Raw genomic sequence first — 15,167 nt, 5'->3', positions numbered from 1 at the left:
TCTCTTTCAGTATGCATTAAATGAAAAAACTGGGATGAAAGTTCACCATGTACAGTTCTTCCTTTGCCCGGGTCATTGCCGTATACAACCACCTTACATAATTTTTATCAATTTGCCCCTCCTTCAAATAGCCCTGGTCTACAAACACTGCATCCCACTGTCCCCCTTGTGACTTATGACAGGTGAGCGTATAGGCATATTTTACCTGAAGGGCATTCAAATAGGGATCCTTTTTTAAAGCCTCTCTGATCTTGGTTTTACTACCCAAATCCAGGTAATCTTCAGATACCATGTCGTACAATTCCTTCCATTGATCATGGCCCAAAGCCGGTAATTCTGAATGCAAAGTATCCAATATTACTCTGGCCTCAAAAGGCAGCTCTTCGGGATAATCAATCAGTCTCAATTCCAGTGTAGCAAACCTCAGGCCATAAAGTTCCTCAAATGAACGAATTTTAAGTATTTCAACAAAATCCCCATTGGCCAAAAAACTTACTTTTTGGGATTCCTCCATGTAAGTATAGTTATTTTTTACGATCATTAGCCTATCTCCTGCACTCAATTCGTCTTCATGATAAAAAATAGCATTCCTGATATACCTGTTGTACTGCACCGCAGCCTTATTGGATCGGGTAATGATCATGGTATTGTCTAGTCCAAATTTATCGTAGGCATATCTCAAGCCATCCTCAAGCCTCTCCCCTGTCATCCGGTAAAAATCAGTATAGCCTTTTGATTTGAACGTTATTTTCGGAGTTTTTGCTGTCACCTGCTCTCTTAATGTGGTGGCATTGGCCAGAATTCCAGAATCCAGTTGCTGCCGCGTAACCATTTTCAATACTGCTTCCTGTACTTCAAGCTTGAAATTCCTTATCAGGTAATCCTTGTCCAAAGCCGGGCTGTCTTCGCTTCCTACAGGGGGGAGCTGGGCCATATCTCCGATGAGCATCAATCTGTTCTCGGGGTTTTGAAAAACAAAATTGATCAGATCTGCAAGCAGGGATTTACCCGAGGACCGGTCATCGGAAAGCATAGAAGCTTCGTCAACAATAAAGACAGATTTATGGTAGTAGTTTTTTTGTACTTCAAAACCATACAAGCCATCAGCGGCTTTTTCCTGAGGGCGGTATATGATTTTATGTATGGTGTATCCTGTTTTCCCCGCGTAAGCGCTCATCACTTTGGCTGCCCTTCCTGTGGGGGCCAGCATTACAGGTCTGAGTCCATATTCCGGCAAAATACGGACCAGGGCTGCCAGAGCCGTAGTTTTGCCTGTTCCTGCAAAACCCTTCAAAATAAAAGCAGAGGCCGATGCTACCTTTTCCTTTAAAAAATCATTCATGGCGTCAAAAAAAACCTGCTGATCCACAGTAGGGCTGTGGGGGAATATTTTCCTGATCTTTTCAGAAGGCTTTGAAATGGCTTGGTTATCTTTACGCATCTGTTGCGAAACTAAAAGGAAAATGCCTAACATAAAAAAGGACATCACAGATAATTTCGGGAACCGGCTAAGGGCCAGGGTAAATGGTCTTTTAATTCAGGGTGATAAGGTCCTTATGATCAAACACCGCATGGGAAGTGGCAAATCATTTTGGAATGTGCCGGGAGGGGGCATGAAATTCGGCCAGAATGCCAGGGAAAACCTGCAGCGGGAATTCCTTGAGGAAACCGGGCTTGGCATTGAGGTGGGGGAATATTTATTCGTCCATGAGTTTCTATCTCCTCCCCTGCATGCAATCGAACTTTTTTTTGAAGTTTTTCAAAAAGAGGGAGAGTTGATTTTGGGCTACGATCCTGAGTTAGGTGATGAGCAGCAGTTGATAGAGGACATCCGATTCCTGAGTCTGGATGAAATCAAATTAATCCCTCCGGATGAAAAACATGCCGTCTTCAGAAGAATTAATTCCCTGAATGATGTAAGAATATGGAAAGGATATTTTAATTTTGAAAATAATTGCATAAAATAGCATTCTAAAACAAACCATCAATTCTTAGTATTAATTTAATTAAGCCTTAAAGATATTTAAAATGACGTTGAGTAAGATTTTATCGATTGTATTTCTTCTGGGAGCTTTGGGCCTTGGATACAGGTTGTATTTGGGAGTGGATGAGGTAGTTGAAGAAGAAAAAATGCTTGAAAGAACTGAAGAAAGGATCATCGAAAAGCTGGAAATGCTGCGAGATGCTCAAATTGCTTACCAGGCTACCAAGGGGGAATATGCCTCAAACTGGAATGAACTGAAGGAATTTATTGAAGACGGCAGAATTTATATTGTACAAAGAACAGAAACTACTGAGCTTCTGGAATACGGCAAAGAAGAAACCACAGTAACAATTGATACTCTGGGATCGGTAAATGTTCAAGATTCCCTTTTCAACGAAAACAAATATCCTGAATTCAATCTGGACCTTTTGAATGTGGTTCCGGGATCAGGTGGAAAGACTTTTGAGTTTTTCGCAGATAAAATCGAGAGAAGCAACAGAGAAATCGCTGTATTTGAAATCAGAGATCCGGCTCCGATCAACCCTGATAGAAGAAGAAATAACAATGAAAAGGCTTTGAGGGTGGGTTCCAGAACGGATTCTTCTACCTCAGGAAACTGGGAGTAAGCTTGTCAGGAGAAACCAATCATATCCAGAGTAAATTCATTAGCGATAGATTTGATGTGCAGGACATATCAAATCTATCGCTTTTCTTATATGAAAGCCTGTTGACCGTGATTGCTCACCGTCAATCGGATCAGTCTGTAGTAGCTGCCAACATTTATTCCCTTCATGAAGAAGAAGCACTTGAAAAAATCGTTGGCAGTGATGAATTAATCAATGCCTCCAACACCTCCGGCAGGTTATACCTCCACCATCAAAGGTTTACCCTTGTGCCCGGGATTTTATTTAACCCTGCCCATAGTGCCCTTTACCTGAATTTTGCCACCAGGGTAAATCCCGAAAAAGACGAAGTCATCTATTCCGGAATTTCTAATAACAGCATACAGGTACTTGGCGCGGCAGACAAGGGCCTCCTCAATTTATTGGACAGCAGACTGCCCGAAATGGAGACTTCCCATGGAGCAGCCCATGTGCTGGATTATTTTCTCCACAACAACAAAGACTTGCTCAAACAGGAGATTTTTATTCACACTGCACCAAACTGCATGTATATTGCCGGATTCAAAGATGGGGAGCTGATGGTGTTTAACAGGTTTATTGTTCACGAAGAGCAAACACTTTTGCGGTACCTGTTTATTGTCCTACAGCAATTGGCCTTTGACCAGGCCCATTGTAAGATTAGTGTTTTCGGAAATCTGGATTGGGTTCATTCTTCCCTGGAAAATCTTCAGGGTTTTTTCAAAAATATCCAGCAGAGCAGTCCTACTCAAAATATCACGTATCAAAAAGGCACTGAAAACTTAAAAAACACCCAGCTTTTAGAGGCTTATTGGCTTCAGCAACATTCCGTCCGATGAAAAAAACAGCACTTTTCCCTGGTTCTTTTGACCCCTACACCAAAGGACACCATGATATTGTTCTCAGAGGCTTAAACATCTTTGATGAAGTCATCATCAGCATCGGTCACAATACCACCAAAAAAAACCGGTATTTTGACATTGACCTGATGGTAGGGAAAATACAATCCATCTATATCGGGATGCCCAATGTAAAAGTTGTGGTTTACAACGAACTTACTTCCTCGCTGGCCAAAAACCATCAGGCCAGGTACCTGCTCAGAGGGCTTAGAAACACCACTGATTTTGAATACGAAAACACCATCAGCCAGATGAACCGGTACCTGAATGAGGAGTTGGAAACCGTTTTTCTTATTACTTCTCCGGAATACGCTGCCATCAGCTCCACTATCATTCGGGAAGTACACCGGTATGGTGGGAATGTGGATAAATTCCTTCCCTACAAAGTCTGATGAATGGCTGGATGAAGCCTTAAAAATCGCTTGTACAAATAACGCATCGAAGGGTAGGAATTGATTAACGCTACTTTTGCATCCTGGTGATTTAACCATTTTACATCCAGGATACCCTCCTCTGTTTGGGGTTTCATTTTGGCATCAGTCAAACAGTCCATGCTGTACCAATAGGTCTTTTTCAAAATACTTTTCCGGTTTTGGGTGTAGGTATGCCAGGTCTTACAAATAGGCTCCTTGATTCTAACCTGAATGTTACATTCCTCTTCTACTTCTCTGATGGCGCAAATAGCCGGAGATTCCTTTTTTTCGAATTTACCCTTGGGTAAATCCCACTTGCCCAGTCTGTATATAAACAATATTTTATCTTCTTTGGTCACCAAACCTCCCGCTGCCTTGATGATCATAAACCTGCTCTTGATAAATTTTTTCAGGGCCTTCTTTTCATTGGTTACCAGAGTAATGCTATCCAGGTTTTTTAATTTCCTGGTCCGCATCAGATAAAGTAGGCGAACAATAATATCTTTGGATGGGTTTTTTATCAGCACATCGTCATGAAAATCAATTGTTGCCGGTAATTCTGATGGGTTATCATATACGCATTCGAAAGATTTCTTTGGCAAAAAATCCAGGGAAGCTACCAAATCCAAAGGCTTGTCATTAATGAATATTTTCATAACCAAGGCTAGTTTTTTCAAAAATGCATTTTTTTTTCAGGCCCTACAACCATCAGTAAACATTATTTGGTTAATTTTAACTTATGGAAATTTATGAACCCAATACTGCTTCCCTCATTTCCAAAAAACTGCTGGAAATCAATGCCATCAAGCTTTCTCCTAAAAATCCCTTTTCCTGGGCTTCCGGCTGGAAATCCCCTATATACTGTGATAACAGACTTTCCCTGTCTTATCCTGAAGTGAGAAAACTCATTCTTGAGAAATTGACAAAAGCCATTCAAACCCACTTCTTAAACATAGAAGCGGTGGCAGGAGTCGCAACCGCAGGAATCCCCCAGGGGGTTTTGATTGCTGACAAACTGGATATTCCTTTCGTTTATGTGCGCTCCAAAGCCAAAGGTCATGGCATGGAAAACATGATTGAAGGTAAAATATCCCCGGGTCAGAAAGTAGTGGTGGTCGAAGACCTGGTTTCAACCGGAGGTAGCTCCCTGAAAGCCGTAAGGGACCTTAAAAATGCCGGGTTTAATGTTTTGGGAATGGTTGCGATTTTTACCTATGGCTTTGATCTGGCCAAACAAAATTTTGACAGAGAAGGTGTTAAACTGATTTGCCTGAGTGACTATGACTCCATGCTGCCTCAGGCTTTGGCCAAGGGATACATTTCTGACCAAGACATGGTGGCCTTAAAAGATTGGAGAAAAGGACCTGATACCTGGAAACCATAAGCCCTGTTATTTCTTCAAGCATAAATCCGGGAAAAATCAGGAGCGTATTTTCCATCATTCAAGCGATGCCGTCCCACTGCCTACCATTCCCAGATTGGCGTGCTTTCTTCACGGGATACCTTTTGGTGGAACCAACTACTGAAACAAATTTGTAGATAACTGCACTTTAATTCATTCCATACGATTGTTTTGCTCCCTTTTTTCCATCAGCCCCAATCCGAACAAGGCAAAATCGTATTTTACCGGATCTGAAGGGTCCATATCCCTTAGGTTTCGGGTAAGCTCCATGGCTGTCTGCCAGTCGGTTTGCTTTCTCTGGATCAAACCAAGCCTTCGTGCCACCCTATCCACATGCAAATCACAGGGACAGACCAACTGGGCGGGCGAAATGGTATCCCAAATCCCAAAATCAACGCCATTGTTGTCCTTTCTTACCATCCAGCGTAAAAACATATTGATCCGCTTGCATGCTGCCTTTCGTCTTGGAGTTGCCACATGTTTTCTGGTCCTTTGCGGAGCATGGGGGGCGTCAAAAAAGTATTCGTGAAAATTATCCAACAATACCTGCATGACATCCTGGTCAGCTGACAAACCTTTGGTAAAGGCTGTTTCCAGACTATCGTGCTTTCTGTAGTACCTGGTGAAAAAATCAATAAAATAAAGGGTATCCACATCATTAAAAGTACGGTGCTTGAAATGCAGAAAAGGCTTGAGGTCCTCTTCAGAATGATGCAACATGAATTGATGGGGGCTGTTGTCCATCATTTTCATGAGTTCAATACTTTTGTTGATGATTGTTTTTCGTTGACCCCAGGCCAATACAGCAGCAAAAAAACCGGCAATTTCAATGTCCTGCTTTTTGCTGAAACGATGCGGAATGGAAATGGGGTCAACCTCAATAAATTCAGGGCGGTTATACAAAAACACCTTTTCCTCCAAAAAATCTCTCAATTCCTCCATCAGGCAATGGCCACCTTCAATTCACCGCCCTGGGTACCATCAAACCATTTTAAACATAAAAATTCTTCCTGTTTATCAGAGATGTGCCAATCAAAACATTTGATGTGGGCCAATTTGGTCAGTTTATCCGTCTCCGGCTGATACAGGCAAATGTCAAAATCCGGGATCAGGGCCAGGTCTGTGGTATTCCATTTTTCCAACAACCATCCTTCCTTAAGCACATTCACTTTTTTCCCAAAAACATGATCTTCAATAACAGAGGGTATACCATCTCTTCTCCTCAGATGGTAACATTCGGGACCAAAAATAATTTGTTTGTATAGCTTCCCTTCGATGAGGTCGGATTCTTCCGACAGACTTTTCCAGGTAATTTTTCCTTCATGCTTTGGCTCAGATCTGCTGAATTTGGCCAGAAAAGAGGATATCCATGAAAAGAAATAAGTGATACCAATAAATAATAGCCCAAAAGTGGCTAAAACCGGGTAGGTTAATACAAAAATAGCATTCCAGATAAATTTGAAGAACCGGTGAAAGAAATTTTCGAATGTACTCATTGTATGCAAAAGACAAAGCCAAAATTAATTCAAATTGCCCAGACAAACAAAGTTGACCTGTCAGTAAGTAAAAAATTCGCTGCCTCTGGTATAATTTTTAACATTATCAGCGGATTTCCGTACATTTGCAGGCTGAAAACACCTAAGTGCCATGAACCTAACTCAAGAGATTGCCAAAAGAAAAACCTTTGGTATCATCGCCCACCCCGATGCCGGTAAAACTACGCTAACAGAAAAGATGCTGTTGTTTGGAGGTGCCATCAAAACTGCCGGAGCTGTGAAGTCAAATAAAATTGATACTGCCACTAAATCCGACTGGATGGAGATTGAGAAACAAAGAGGTATCTCTGTGGCCACGTCGGTGATGGGATTTGAGTATAAAGGCCAGAAAATCAACTTGCTGGATACACCAGGTCACCAGGATTTCGCGGAAGACACTTACCGCACACTCACTGCCGTAGATTCGGTCATCATGGTCATCGACTGTGTCAAAGGAGTAGAGATTCAGACCGAAAAATTAATGGAAGTCTGCCGGATGAGAAAAACCCCGGTCATCTGCTTTATCAATAAACTGGATAGAGAAGGACAGGACCCCTATGACTTGTTGGACGAGGTAGAACAAAAACTAAACATACAAGTGAGACCCCTCTCCTGGCCCATTTCCATGGGGAAATCCTTCAAGGGAGTATATAACCTTTACGACAAGCAATTGAACCTTTTTACCCCCAGCCAGCGTAAAGTTAGTGATGACAGGATTGTCATCGAAGACCTGAATTCAGGAGAACTGGATGAGATGATAGGAAAAACCCTGGCGGATCAACTTAGGGAAGACGTAGACCTGATTGAAGGGGTTTACCCTGATTTTGACCCAAAGGAATACCTGGAGGGAAAAGTTGCTCCTGTATTTTTTGGCTCGGCGGTCAATAATTTTGGAGTAAAGGAAATGCTGGATACTTTTATACAAATAGCCCCCGGCCCCAAAAGCAGGCAGACCGAAGAGCGGGAAGTAAATCCGGATGAAGATAAGTTTACCGGCTTTATTTTCAAAATCCACGCCAATATGGATCCAAAACACCGCAATCGTATTGCTTTCCTGAGAATTTGTTCGGGGAGGTTTGAGCGAAATAAACCTTACAATCACGTGAGAGGACCCAAAGCCCTTCGCTTTTCCAATGTCACTTCCTTTATGGCCCAGGACAAGGAAATCATTGAGGAGGCTTTCCCGGGTGATATTGTAGGCCTGTACGATACCGGAAATCTTAAAATAGGAGATACCATTACAGATGGGGAAAACCTGCAGTTTAAGGGTATACCCAGTTTCTCTCCTGAAATTTTTCGCGAGGTGGTCAATAAAGACGCCATGAAAACCAAACAGCTGGACAAAGGTTTACAGCAGTTAATGGAGGAGGGTGTGGCCCAATTGTTTACCTTTGAAATCGGATCCAGAAAAGTGGTAGGTACAGTGGGACAATTACAGTTTGAGGTGATCCAATTCAGGCTTAAAAACGAATACAATGCCTCTGCAGACTTTGTTCCAATGAATTTATACAAAGCCTGTTGGATCAAAAGTAAGGATAAAAAGAAACTGGAAGAATTTGTCCGGTCAAAGCAAAGACACATCGCCAAAGATAAAGATGGCAAACTGGTATTTATGGCCGAAAGCAAGGCCTGGTTGCAGATGGTACAGGATAATTTTCCGGACATCGAATTCCACAATACTTCAGAACTTTAATCCTAAAGGTTAGCAGGAAAATGAAAAGACCGTTTAATGTTATTTTTGAGGACAACCACTTGTTGGTAGTCAATAAATCTGCCGGCATTTTGGTGCAGGGGGATAAAACCGGCGATAAGACACTGACAGATTATTGCAAAGATTACATCGCCAATAAATACCAAAAGCCCGGAGCTGTTTTTTTACATCCTGTACACCGGCTGGACAGGCCGGTAAGTGGGATTGTGGTATTTGCCAGGACTTCCAAGGCATTGGAACGAATGACAAGCATGTTTCGAAAAAGGGAAATCCATAAAGTCTATTGGGCCATAGTCAAAAAGAAACCCCGGGAAGAGATGGCTAAGCTGACCCATTGGCTCGTAAAAGACAATGAAAAGAATATATCCAAAGCTTTTGATAAGGAGGTCCCCGAATCCAAGAAATCTGAATTGAACTATAAAAGAATGGGCAAGCTCAATGACCACTGGTTGTTGGAACTTCGTCCGATCACAGGGCGACCCCATCAGTTGAGGGTGCAGTTGGCCGCTATAGGATGCCCGATAAGAGGTGATGTCAAATACGGCTTTTCCAAAGCCAACCCTGACCTGAGCATTAACCTGCATGCCTTTCATTTGGTTTTCATTCATCCGGTAAAAAAAGAAAAAATATTTCTGAGGGCCGCTTTGCCGGAAGAACCGTTTTGGGAACAGTTTTTGGAGTTTGAAAACGTCAAATCAAGTGACCGCCACCTGGACAACACCTTCAGTGGATAGGTTGTAAAAGTTAGGATTACTATGCTAAAGAGATCGATTTTTATTTTGGGGCTGATCCTTATCGGATCATTTTCGGTCCTTGGCCAGGAAAAAGGCGTTTTTTGGAAAATATCAGGCAATGGGCTGAGTACTTCCTCCTACCTTTTTGGCACCATCCATCTGATCTGTGAACAAGACTTTGCCATGAGTGAGCGGGTAAGTGACAAACTGGCCCAGTCCAATGCACTGGTATTGGAAATCGATATGGATGATCCCTCCCTGCAAATGGCCATGATGGCCAATATATACAATGAGGACGGACAAAAAATCACGGATTTTCTTTCTGAGGAGGAATACCAGGAAATCCGGACATTTTTAAAAGAAAGAACAGGCATGGATATGGACATGCTCAAAACAATGAGGCCCATGGTGCTGATGTCCCTGATATATCCCAATCTACTTGAGTGCGAAACAAAGGCATTTGAAAGTGAACTTATGGCACTGGCCAAAACGAATGACATGGAAATAGTAGGTTTGGAGTCCGTCAACGATCAGCTATCGCTTTTTGACCTTATCCCGCTGAAAGAACAATACCGGAGTTTTTACACCTATGCCGACAATATTGAAAAAGGGAAAAGAGAATTTAAAAAACTCATCGCCTCTTACAAAGAAGAAGACATACTGGCACTTTTGGAATTGGTTTCGGAAAGTCCGGAATATAAAGATTATCAGGAAGTACTCCTGGACCAAAGAAATTTAAATTGGATTGATCCCATGGCCACAATGATGAAAAAAGGATCGATGTTTTTCGCTGTCGGTGCCGGACATTTGGCAGGGGATACAGGGCTGATCCAACTGCTTAAAAAGAAAGGTTACTCCCTGGAGCGTTTGAACCTGTGATTTTTTTTCAGTGAATCCTTGTTTACGAAAAAGTCATAAATCCCCCAGACACTTATTACCAACAGAAAAACAATAACGATATACTGCCAGGAGGCTGTTTTGGCTTTGATTGCCTGTTGAATATCTCCTGCCAACGCCCCGGTAAGAAAAGCCAGGAACGTTCTGGGCAGCATGCCCAATAACCCAAACCATAGCACCCTTTTCAGCCCGGTATCCATCAGCGCAAAAACCAAATTTGATACGGCAAAGGGTATTACCGGGCTTATCCTGACAAAAAATATCAGCCAACCCATGCGGTCTTTTTTACTTTCTATCATGGCTTTGGCCTTTGGATAAGGCTTGAGCAACCATTCCAGGCTGTTTTTTTCCAAAAACCGCCCGGACTGATACCCGATGGCACTGCCCAGGGTATAAGCCAAAACCAAAAATGGAAAAGCTGTCCATCCAAAAACAAAACCACTGACCACCGAAAAAAAGGTAGTCGGGACCAATGCCAAGCCCATCATCAATGCCCCTATAAAACTATAGGTTAAGGCTGTTTCAAATTGAAGAATAGAAGGAATGTCCAAATTGCTCCAATTATTGTAAAGCCATCGGACCAGGAGCAAGGCTCCAAGTGAAGGTACAATTCCCGCCCAAAAAATAGCAGCTAAAACCAGTGGGTTTCTGCGATAGATAACAGAGAAATGCTTGAAAATAGGCGGTTTTTTACTCATCTTTGGACAAAGCTAAAAAAAATCCCAACTTTAATTCAATCAAGTCTGATCAGGATGCAATGAATTCAATCCTGATCAGACTTGATTGTTAATTTATTCTATCTATATATGAAATTTGGAACCAAAGCGATTCATGCAGGTATTAAACCTGATCCAAGTACCGGGGCCATCATGACTCCAATTTTTCAAACCTCCACTTATGTACAAAAGTCACCCGGTGATCACAAGGGTTTTGAATATTCCAGAACGCAAAATCCAACCCGACAGGTCCTGGAACGAAACCTTGCCGCCCTGGAAAACGGAAACCATGGCTTGTGTTTTGGATCCGGTATGGCGGCCATAGATTGTATCCTCAAACTGCTCAAACCCGGAGATGAGGTCATCAGTACAAACGATTTGTATGGAGGCACCTACCGGATTTTCACCAAGGTCTTTTCCAAGTACGGCATCAAATTCCACTTTGTCAAAATGGAGGACAGCACACAGGTGGAGTCCCTGATCAATAAAAACACCAAACTTATTTGGGCAGAAACGCCTACCAACCCCATGATGAACATCATCGACATCCGGGAACTGGGTAAAATCTCAAAAAAACACGGGGTTCTGCTTGGGGTAGACAATACCTTTGCCACTCCCTTCCTTCAAAACCCTCTGGATGATGGGGCCGATATTGTCATGCATTCTGTTACCAAATATTTGGCCGGCCACTCTGATGTGGTGATGGGGGCCATAGTGGTAAAAGAGGACAAGCTTGCGGAAGAGCTGGCATTTATGCAGAATTCATGTGGGGCGGTACCCGGCCCACAAGATTGTTTTTTGGTCCTCAGGGGGATCAAAACACTACACCTGAGGATGGAAAGGCACAGTCAAAATGGTAAAACCATAGCCGCTTACCTTAAAAATCACCCCAAGGTAGATAAGGTTTATTGGCCGGGATTTGAAGATCATCCCAATCATTCGATTGCCAGAAGACAGATGCGGGATTTTGGAGGAATGATATCCTTCACACTGATCAATAACAGGCTGGAGGACGCAATTAAGGTTTTGGAAAAATTCAATGTTTTCGTGTTGGCAGAATCATTGGGAGGAGTGGAATCTCTCTGCGGGCATCCTGCCAGCATGACTCATGCCAGTATACCAAAGGAAGAAAGGGAAAAAGTCGGGCTTTCTGACTCTTTGATCAGGTTAAGTGTGGGCATCGAAGATGCGGAGGATCTTAAAAAAGACATCTCCAAAGCATTGGAAGCCGTCTAATGAAGCATTTTCACAAATAATTGCCTGCACTTGTCTTCGATCTTTTGTGTCAGGCCCCTGTGTGTTTTCTGAATCTGAGTAAGTACCGCATGGTATTTTTTACTTACCTTCTCTTTTTTAGCCAGGTAGTTGCCCAAATGCTGCAGCAGCAGCTGGTTTTTATGCCAGGCAAGCATCTCCTCTTCCAATAAAATGATCTGTTCGTGAACCAAGGGAGTGAAAATGGTATTTAATCCAATATTCAACCGGGTTTTTTCCAGACAGGTTACCTTTTTTATTCCTTTAAAAATATCATGAATGGATTGGGGGTCAAGTTTGGTCTTGGCATCAAAAGAAAAGTATTCTATTTCTTCATTGATAATCTGGGTCATGGCTGTATTGATGGTCAATATAGACAAGCCTTTGGCGTATTGTAAGACATCATGGTACAAATTTTCCCAGTCCTGCGGCGGTATGGATAAGATAATTTCGTATACATGGGTATAGATACTTTTTTTATCCGCTGCAATGGCCTTTCCATATTCCGCATAAAGGCCTTTATTATCCCCAAAATGCAGGTCATAGCCCTCCTGGATCATTTTGATGTGCTGCACCTTACGGAGCTGCTTGTACAATTCCTTAAATGGCCCAAAGGACTGGTTTACACGTTGCTTTTCCTTGAAATTGGCACGATCCAATACCAACAAAAACACCCTGATAAAAAACAACTGATCTTCGAGTTCAAGGGCTTTTTTGGACCTTATTTTTTTTGAAAGCTCGCCAAATACGGCCTTGCCGGCATCATAATACCTGTCAAAAGCCTGCATGATCTGAGGTAAGGTGGATGCCATGGCTACTCATGAATTTTTACAGTGGTCGCACCATAGCCAAAATTGGTTTTCTGGCTGTCTTTGAAATATTTGATCCCATTGAGTTGACTTAAGAAACGATGTATTTCCTTTCTAAGTACCCCATTGCCTATACCATGGATGAAAGTGATTTCGTCCATACCGCTGGCCAGTGCATCGTTCAGGTTTTTTTGAAAAATCTCCATTTGCAATTGCAGCATCTCACTGTTACTCATTAAATCATGTTCGCTGCTCAATTTTTCTATATGAAGATCTATGGATGCCGGAGGCCGTTTAACCTGCAAATGAGGATAGGATTCTTTTCCGACTGGATTTAATTCTTCATTCAACTTTTTAACATTCAAGGCCTTTTCATGGTCGTTTAGCTGAAACAGGAATCCCTCTTTGTCTATTACAGGAGCCTTGCCCTTGTGTTTAAAAAAATTATTGGCTTTAAACTTTACTTGTCTCTCGGTGTCCTGTTCCTGCAGCTCAAACTTTTTATTGAGGTGCACCAACATGAATTTCATGGCAGGCCATTGCTCAAAATCCTGCAGCATTTTTTCCGTAATCTTTCGAAAGGACTGCGGCTGAATGACTCCAGCATCAATATTTTTGGCCTGGTTCCCGGAGAGCTCCTCCACCGAAAACAAGTATTGCTTTTTGGTATGATTGATCAGGATCAGGTCATGAATCTGGTCATTATAAGGAACATAAGCCAGAAAAATACCCGCAGATTTGGAGGAAGGGTCGGTTTTCCTGACGGGCTGTATGTAGCTTTCCTTCTCCCCTTCCTCCCCCCGGTCGAAGTACTCCTTTTCGGCCGCATCAATGACCACCACCTCCGATTTCAGGGCAGGAATCCGAAAACCATCTTCAATTTCTATCTCCACCTGTCCTCCGGAAGACAGCCTGGTGATGACTCCTTCTTCCTTTCCATGCAGTAACCTTACTTTGTCTCCAATATTCATACATCAAATTTACCAAATAGAAAGGGGAAATCCACAAATAAAAAACACCTGATGGCACTTATCGTAGCCAGGTTCAATATTTATTTTTCATTTTCTTCCAAAGTTAAATGTTGGAGTTTCTTTACTGTTTTCCAATTTCGTGTTGTTGCTTTTACTTTTAGTTTACTTTCTAAAAAACCATTGTTAAGTTTTGTTTTTCCGTATCCATTTGGACAATACAGATAAACAGCATTTTGAGTAAAATCTATTTCTTCGTTAGGCGCTTTCCTTTCCAGGATACTTTCTTTGCTAAACGGAATTGGATTGTCCGCCAAAAAGGTGACATGTAAAAATGAACTGTCTTTTCGATCATCCTTTGCAAATGGATTTTTCTCAATGATGGTTTCTAATGTTTTGGCATTTAGAACAATTACAGGAACTTCAAAGCCAAATTCAATTTCGATTTTTGATGAGATTATCCTTTCAAGTTCTTTGGGGTCATTTTCTGTTGAACAAAAAATGACATTCCCGCTTTGGATATAGGTCTTTATGTTTCTAAAGTTGAGGTTTTCATACAATTTTTTCAAAGCGTCCATCTTGATGGGTTTCTGACCGCTTACATTTATTCCTCTTAAAATTGAAATGTATGTTGTCATTCCTGGTCTGGTTTTTTAGGGTTGGTTTCTGCCTGCCGTATACGCCTCGGAATAAGGGCTATAGCCTGGTATTGCGATTAACTTTGCATACCCTTTTGTTGGATTTTATTTCATTCGTTGGTCTGTCATTTTAAAGTGGGATTTGAGGGAATTCAGCTTGGAATCGACGGGAATTCCTCAGCAAACTCTTCAAACTCCTTCAAAACGCCTAAAGATACTGATTTTTATGGACCCAGATTTTTATCCAACTAAACGATTGTTGAAGAATGATTAACAGGTTTTAAAAACAATATTATTGTCAAATAAAACACCTGTTCCCAAAATTCAAACTTGAAGCTATAGTAGTCATCGACTTTTACTTTCAAGTAGCCTGATAAAATGAAACATTCCGTGCAGGTGGTCGATGTGATCGGGAGCGGTGTTGCCGGCAAAAGCCAGGATTTTAAATTTCCCTTGAGTGGATGCCCCCAGCTGCTGCATTCCCAGAGGTCCCTCTCTGAGTACCGGTTCCCTGTGGATGCCAGTGGCTTCCAACAGATAATCGGCACAGTCCGTAGTGCTTACAA

The 15,167-nt window shown here is 42.1% G+C and carries 18 protein-coding genes; 9 read left to right on the top strand and 9 right to left on the bottom strand.

Going from position 1 to position 15,167, the window contains the following annotated elements:
- Positions 1 to 16: 16 nt before the first annotated feature.
- Positions 17 to 1,441, bottom strand: a complete 1,425-nt coding sequence (locus HUJ21_RS01190; protein WP_291366625.1) for an AAA family ATPase — start codon at positions 1,439 to 1,441, stop codon at positions 17 to 19.
- 22 nt (positions 1,442 to 1,463) lie between these two features.
- Here HUJ21_RS01190 and HUJ21_RS01185 point away from each other — a divergent pair, with 22 nt between their 5' ends.
- The 4 genes from HUJ21_RS01185 to coaD all read left to right on the top strand — a co-directional run bounded on the left by HUJ21_RS01185 (position 1,464) and on the right by coaD (position 3,916).
- Positions 1,464 to 1,967, top strand: coding sequence for an NUDIX domain-containing protein (locus tag HUJ21_RS01185; protein ID WP_291366623.1), 504 nt, complete (start codon positions 1,464 to 1,466; stop codon positions 1,965 to 1,967).
- A gap of 61 nt (positions 1,968 to 2,028) precedes the next feature.
- Positions 2,029 to 2,610 carry a hypothetical protein gene (locus HUJ21_RS01180; RefSeq protein ID WP_291366621.1) on the top strand — a complete coding sequence of 194 codons (582 nt, stop codon included), beginning with the start codon at positions 2,029 to 2,031 and terminating at the stop codon, positions 2,608 to 2,610.
- Between the two features lie 2 nt (positions 2,611 to 2,612).
- Positions 2,613 to 3,464: a DUF3822 family protein gene (locus HUJ21_RS01175; RefSeq protein WP_291366619.1), complete on the top strand. Its 852-nt coding sequence runs from the start codon at positions 2,613 to 2,615 to the stop codon at positions 3,462 to 3,464.
- Positions 3,461 to 3,916 carry a pantetheine-phosphate adenylyltransferase gene (coaD, locus tag HUJ21_RS01170; RefSeq protein ID WP_291366617.1) on the top strand — a complete coding sequence of 152 codons (456 nt, stop codon included), beginning with the start codon at positions 3,461 to 3,463 and terminating at the stop codon, positions 3,914 to 3,916. The genes HUJ21_RS01175 and coaD overlap by 4 nt, the downstream gene beginning before the upstream one ends.
- Here coaD and HUJ21_RS01165 read toward each other — a convergent pair.
- On the bottom strand, positions 3,904 to 4,593 hold the full coding sequence (locus HUJ21_RS01165; protein ID WP_291366615.1) for an NUDIX domain-containing protein: 690 nt from the start codon (positions 4,591 to 4,593) through the stop codon (positions 3,904 to 3,906). The genes coaD and HUJ21_RS01165 overlap by 13 nt on opposite strands.
- A gap of 83 nt (positions 4,594 to 4,676) precedes the next feature.
- On the opposite strand from HUJ21_RS01165, the gene pyrE reads away from it, so the two are divergent.
- Complete coding sequence (gene pyrE, locus HUJ21_RS01160) at positions 4,677 to 5,321, top strand: orotate phosphoribosyltransferase (RefSeq protein ID WP_291366613.1); 645 nt, start codon at positions 4,677 to 4,679, stop codon at positions 5,319 to 5,321.
- 171 nt (positions 5,322 to 5,492) lie between these two features.
- On the opposite strand, the gene HUJ21_RS01155 is transcribed toward pyrE, so the two are convergent.
- Together HUJ21_RS01155 and HUJ21_RS01150 are read right to left on the bottom strand one after the other, a co-directional pair.
- On the bottom strand, positions 5,493 to 6,281 hold the full coding sequence (locus HUJ21_RS01155) for a TIGR02757 family protein (protein ID WP_291366611.1): 789 nt from the start codon (positions 6,279 to 6,281) through the stop codon (positions 5,493 to 5,495).
- Positions 6,281 to 6,835, bottom strand: coding sequence for a hypothetical protein (locus HUJ21_RS01150; protein WP_291366609.1), 555 nt, complete (start codon positions 6,833 to 6,835; stop codon positions 6,281 to 6,283). Before HUJ21_RS01150 ends, HUJ21_RS01155 begins: the two co-directional genes overlap by 1 nt.
- Positions 6,836 to 6,986: 151 nt before the next feature.
- On the opposite strand from HUJ21_RS01150, the gene HUJ21_RS01145 reads away from it, so the two are divergent.
- From HUJ21_RS01145 to HUJ21_RS01135, 3 genes are read left to right on the top strand one after another with little or no spacing between them, the layout of a single operon-like run.
- Positions 6,987 to 8,567: a peptide chain release factor 3 gene (locus HUJ21_RS01145; protein WP_291366607.1), complete on the top strand. Its 1,581-nt coding sequence runs from the start codon at positions 6,987 to 6,989 to the stop codon at positions 8,565 to 8,567.
- A gap of 20 nt (positions 8,568 to 8,587) precedes the next feature.
- On the top strand, positions 8,588 to 9,319 hold the full coding sequence (locus HUJ21_RS01140; RefSeq protein WP_291366605.1) for an RluA family pseudouridine synthase: 732 nt from the start codon (positions 8,588 to 8,590) through the stop codon (positions 9,317 to 9,319).
- 21 nt (positions 9,320 to 9,340) lie between these two features.
- Positions 9,341 to 10,198 (top strand): TraB/GumN family protein, encoded by an 858-nt coding sequence (locus HUJ21_RS01135; protein WP_291366603.1) that lies wholly within the window; start codon positions 9,341 to 9,343, stop codon positions 10,196 to 10,198.
- Here HUJ21_RS01135 and HUJ21_RS01130 read toward each other — a convergent pair.
- Complete coding sequence (locus HUJ21_RS01130) at positions 10,171 to 10,914, bottom strand: VTT domain-containing protein (protein ID WP_291366601.1); 744 nt, start codon at positions 10,912 to 10,914, stop codon at positions 10,171 to 10,173. The genes HUJ21_RS01135 and HUJ21_RS01130 overlap by 28 nt on opposite strands.
- Positions 10,915 to 11,022: 108 nt before the next feature.
- Between HUJ21_RS01130 and HUJ21_RS01125 the strand changes: the two genes are divergently transcribed.
- Positions 11,023 to 12,168, top strand: a complete 1,146-nt coding sequence (locus tag HUJ21_RS01125) for a cystathionine gamma-synthase (protein ID WP_291366599.1) — start codon at positions 11,023 to 11,025, stop codon at positions 12,166 to 12,168.
- Here the strand turns inward: HUJ21_RS01125 and HUJ21_RS01120 are convergent.
- The 4 genes from HUJ21_RS01120 to HUJ21_RS01105 all read right to left on the bottom strand — a co-directional run bounded on the left by HUJ21_RS01120 (position 12,165) and on the right by HUJ21_RS01105 (position 15,135).
- Positions 12,165 to 12,998 (bottom strand): hypothetical protein, encoded by an 834-nt coding sequence (locus tag HUJ21_RS01120; protein WP_291366597.1) that lies wholly within the window; start codon positions 12,996 to 12,998, stop codon positions 12,165 to 12,167. The genes HUJ21_RS01125 and HUJ21_RS01120 overlap by 4 nt on opposite strands.
- Positions 12,999 to 13,000: 2 nt before the next feature.
- Positions 13,001 to 13,966: a Smr/MutS family protein gene (locus tag HUJ21_RS01115; protein WP_291366595.1), complete on the bottom strand. Its 966-nt coding sequence runs from the start codon at positions 13,964 to 13,966 to the stop codon at positions 13,001 to 13,003.
- A gap of 80 nt (positions 13,967 to 14,046) precedes the next feature.
- Positions 14,047 to 14,601 (bottom strand): DUF1697 domain-containing protein, encoded by a 555-nt coding sequence (locus HUJ21_RS01110; protein ID WP_291366593.1) that lies wholly within the window; start codon positions 14,599 to 14,601, stop codon positions 14,047 to 14,049.
- 345 nt (positions 14,602 to 14,946) lie between these two features.
- Positions 14,947 to 15,135, bottom strand: a complete 189-nt coding sequence (locus HUJ21_RS01105) for a hypothetical protein (protein ID WP_291366591.1) — start codon at positions 15,133 to 15,135, stop codon at positions 14,947 to 14,949.
- Between the last annotated feature and the right edge of the window lie 32 nt (positions 15,136 to 15,167).

This window comes from Cyclobacterium sp. (genome assembly GCF_014762705.1).
Classification (GTDB): domain Bacteria; phylum Bacteroidota; class Bacteroidia; order Cytophagales; family Cyclobacteriaceae; genus Cyclobacterium.
The sequence above is the reverse complement of the archived record's forward strand: the minus strand, read 5'-3'. Positions and strand labels throughout refer to the sequence as shown.

What these genes read in the sequence shown, in the direction of transcription:
- HUJ21_RS01190 (WP_291366625.1), bottom strand. Translation starts at nt 1,441, where the DNA reads ATGCGTAAAGATAACCAAGCCATTTCAAAGCCTTCTGAAAAGATCAGG.
- HUJ21_RS01185 (WP_291366623.1), top strand. Translation starts at nt 1,464, where the DNA reads ATGCCTAACATAAAAAAGGACATCACAGATAATTTCGGGAACCGGCTA.
- HUJ21_RS01180 (WP_291366621.1), top strand. Translation starts at nt 2,029, where the DNA reads ATGACGTTGAGTAAGATTTTATCGATTGTATTTCTTCTGGGAGCTTTG.
- coaD (WP_291366617.1), top strand. Translation starts at nt 3,461, where the DNA reads ATGAAAAAAACAGCACTTTTCCCTGGTTCTTTTGACCCCTACACCAAA.
- HUJ21_RS01165 (WP_291366615.1), bottom strand. Translation starts at nt 4,593, where the DNA reads ATGAAAATATTCATTAATGACAAGCCTTTGGATTTGGTAGCTTCCCTG.
- pyrE (WP_291366613.1), top strand. Translation starts at nt 4,677, where the DNA reads ATGGAAATTTATGAACCCAATACTGCTTCCCTCATTTCCAAAAAACTG.
- HUJ21_RS01155 (WP_291366611.1), bottom strand. Translation starts at nt 6,281, where the DNA reads ATGGAGGAATTGAGAGATTTTTTGGAGGAAAAGGTGTTTTTGTATAAC.
- HUJ21_RS01150 (WP_291366609.1), bottom strand. Translation starts at nt 6,835, where the DNA reads ATGAGTACATTCGAAAATTTCTTTCACCGGTTCTTCAAATTTATCTGG.
- HUJ21_RS01145 (WP_291366607.1), top strand. Translation starts at nt 6,987, where the DNA reads ATGAACCTAACTCAAGAGATTGCCAAAAGAAAAACCTTTGGTATCATC.
- HUJ21_RS01140 (WP_291366605.1), top strand. Translation starts at nt 8,588, where the DNA reads ATGAAAAGACCGTTTAATGTTATTTTTGAGGACAACCACTTGTTGGTA.
- HUJ21_RS01135 (WP_291366603.1), top strand. Translation starts at nt 9,341, where the DNA reads ATGCTAAAGAGATCGATTTTTATTTTGGGGCTGATCCTTATCGGATCA.
- HUJ21_RS01130 (WP_291366601.1), bottom strand. Translation starts at nt 10,914, where the DNA reads ATGAGTAAAAAACCGCCTATTTTCAAGCATTTCTCTGTTATCTATCGC.
- HUJ21_RS01125 (WP_291366599.1), top strand. Translation starts at nt 11,023, where the DNA reads ATGAAATTTGGAACCAAAGCGATTCATGCAGGTATTAAACCTGATCCA.
- HUJ21_RS01120 (WP_291366597.1), bottom strand. Translation starts at nt 12,998, where the DNA reads ATGGCATCCACCTTACCTCAGATCATGCAGGCTTTTGACAGGTATTAT.
- HUJ21_RS01115 (WP_291366595.1), bottom strand. Translation starts at nt 13,966, where the DNA reads ATGAATATTGGAGACAAAGTAAGGTTACTGCATGGAAAGGAAGAAGGA.
- HUJ21_RS01110 (WP_291366593.1), bottom strand. Translation starts at nt 14,601, where the DNA reads ATGACAACATACATTTCAATTTTAAGAGGAATAAATGTAAGCGGTCAG.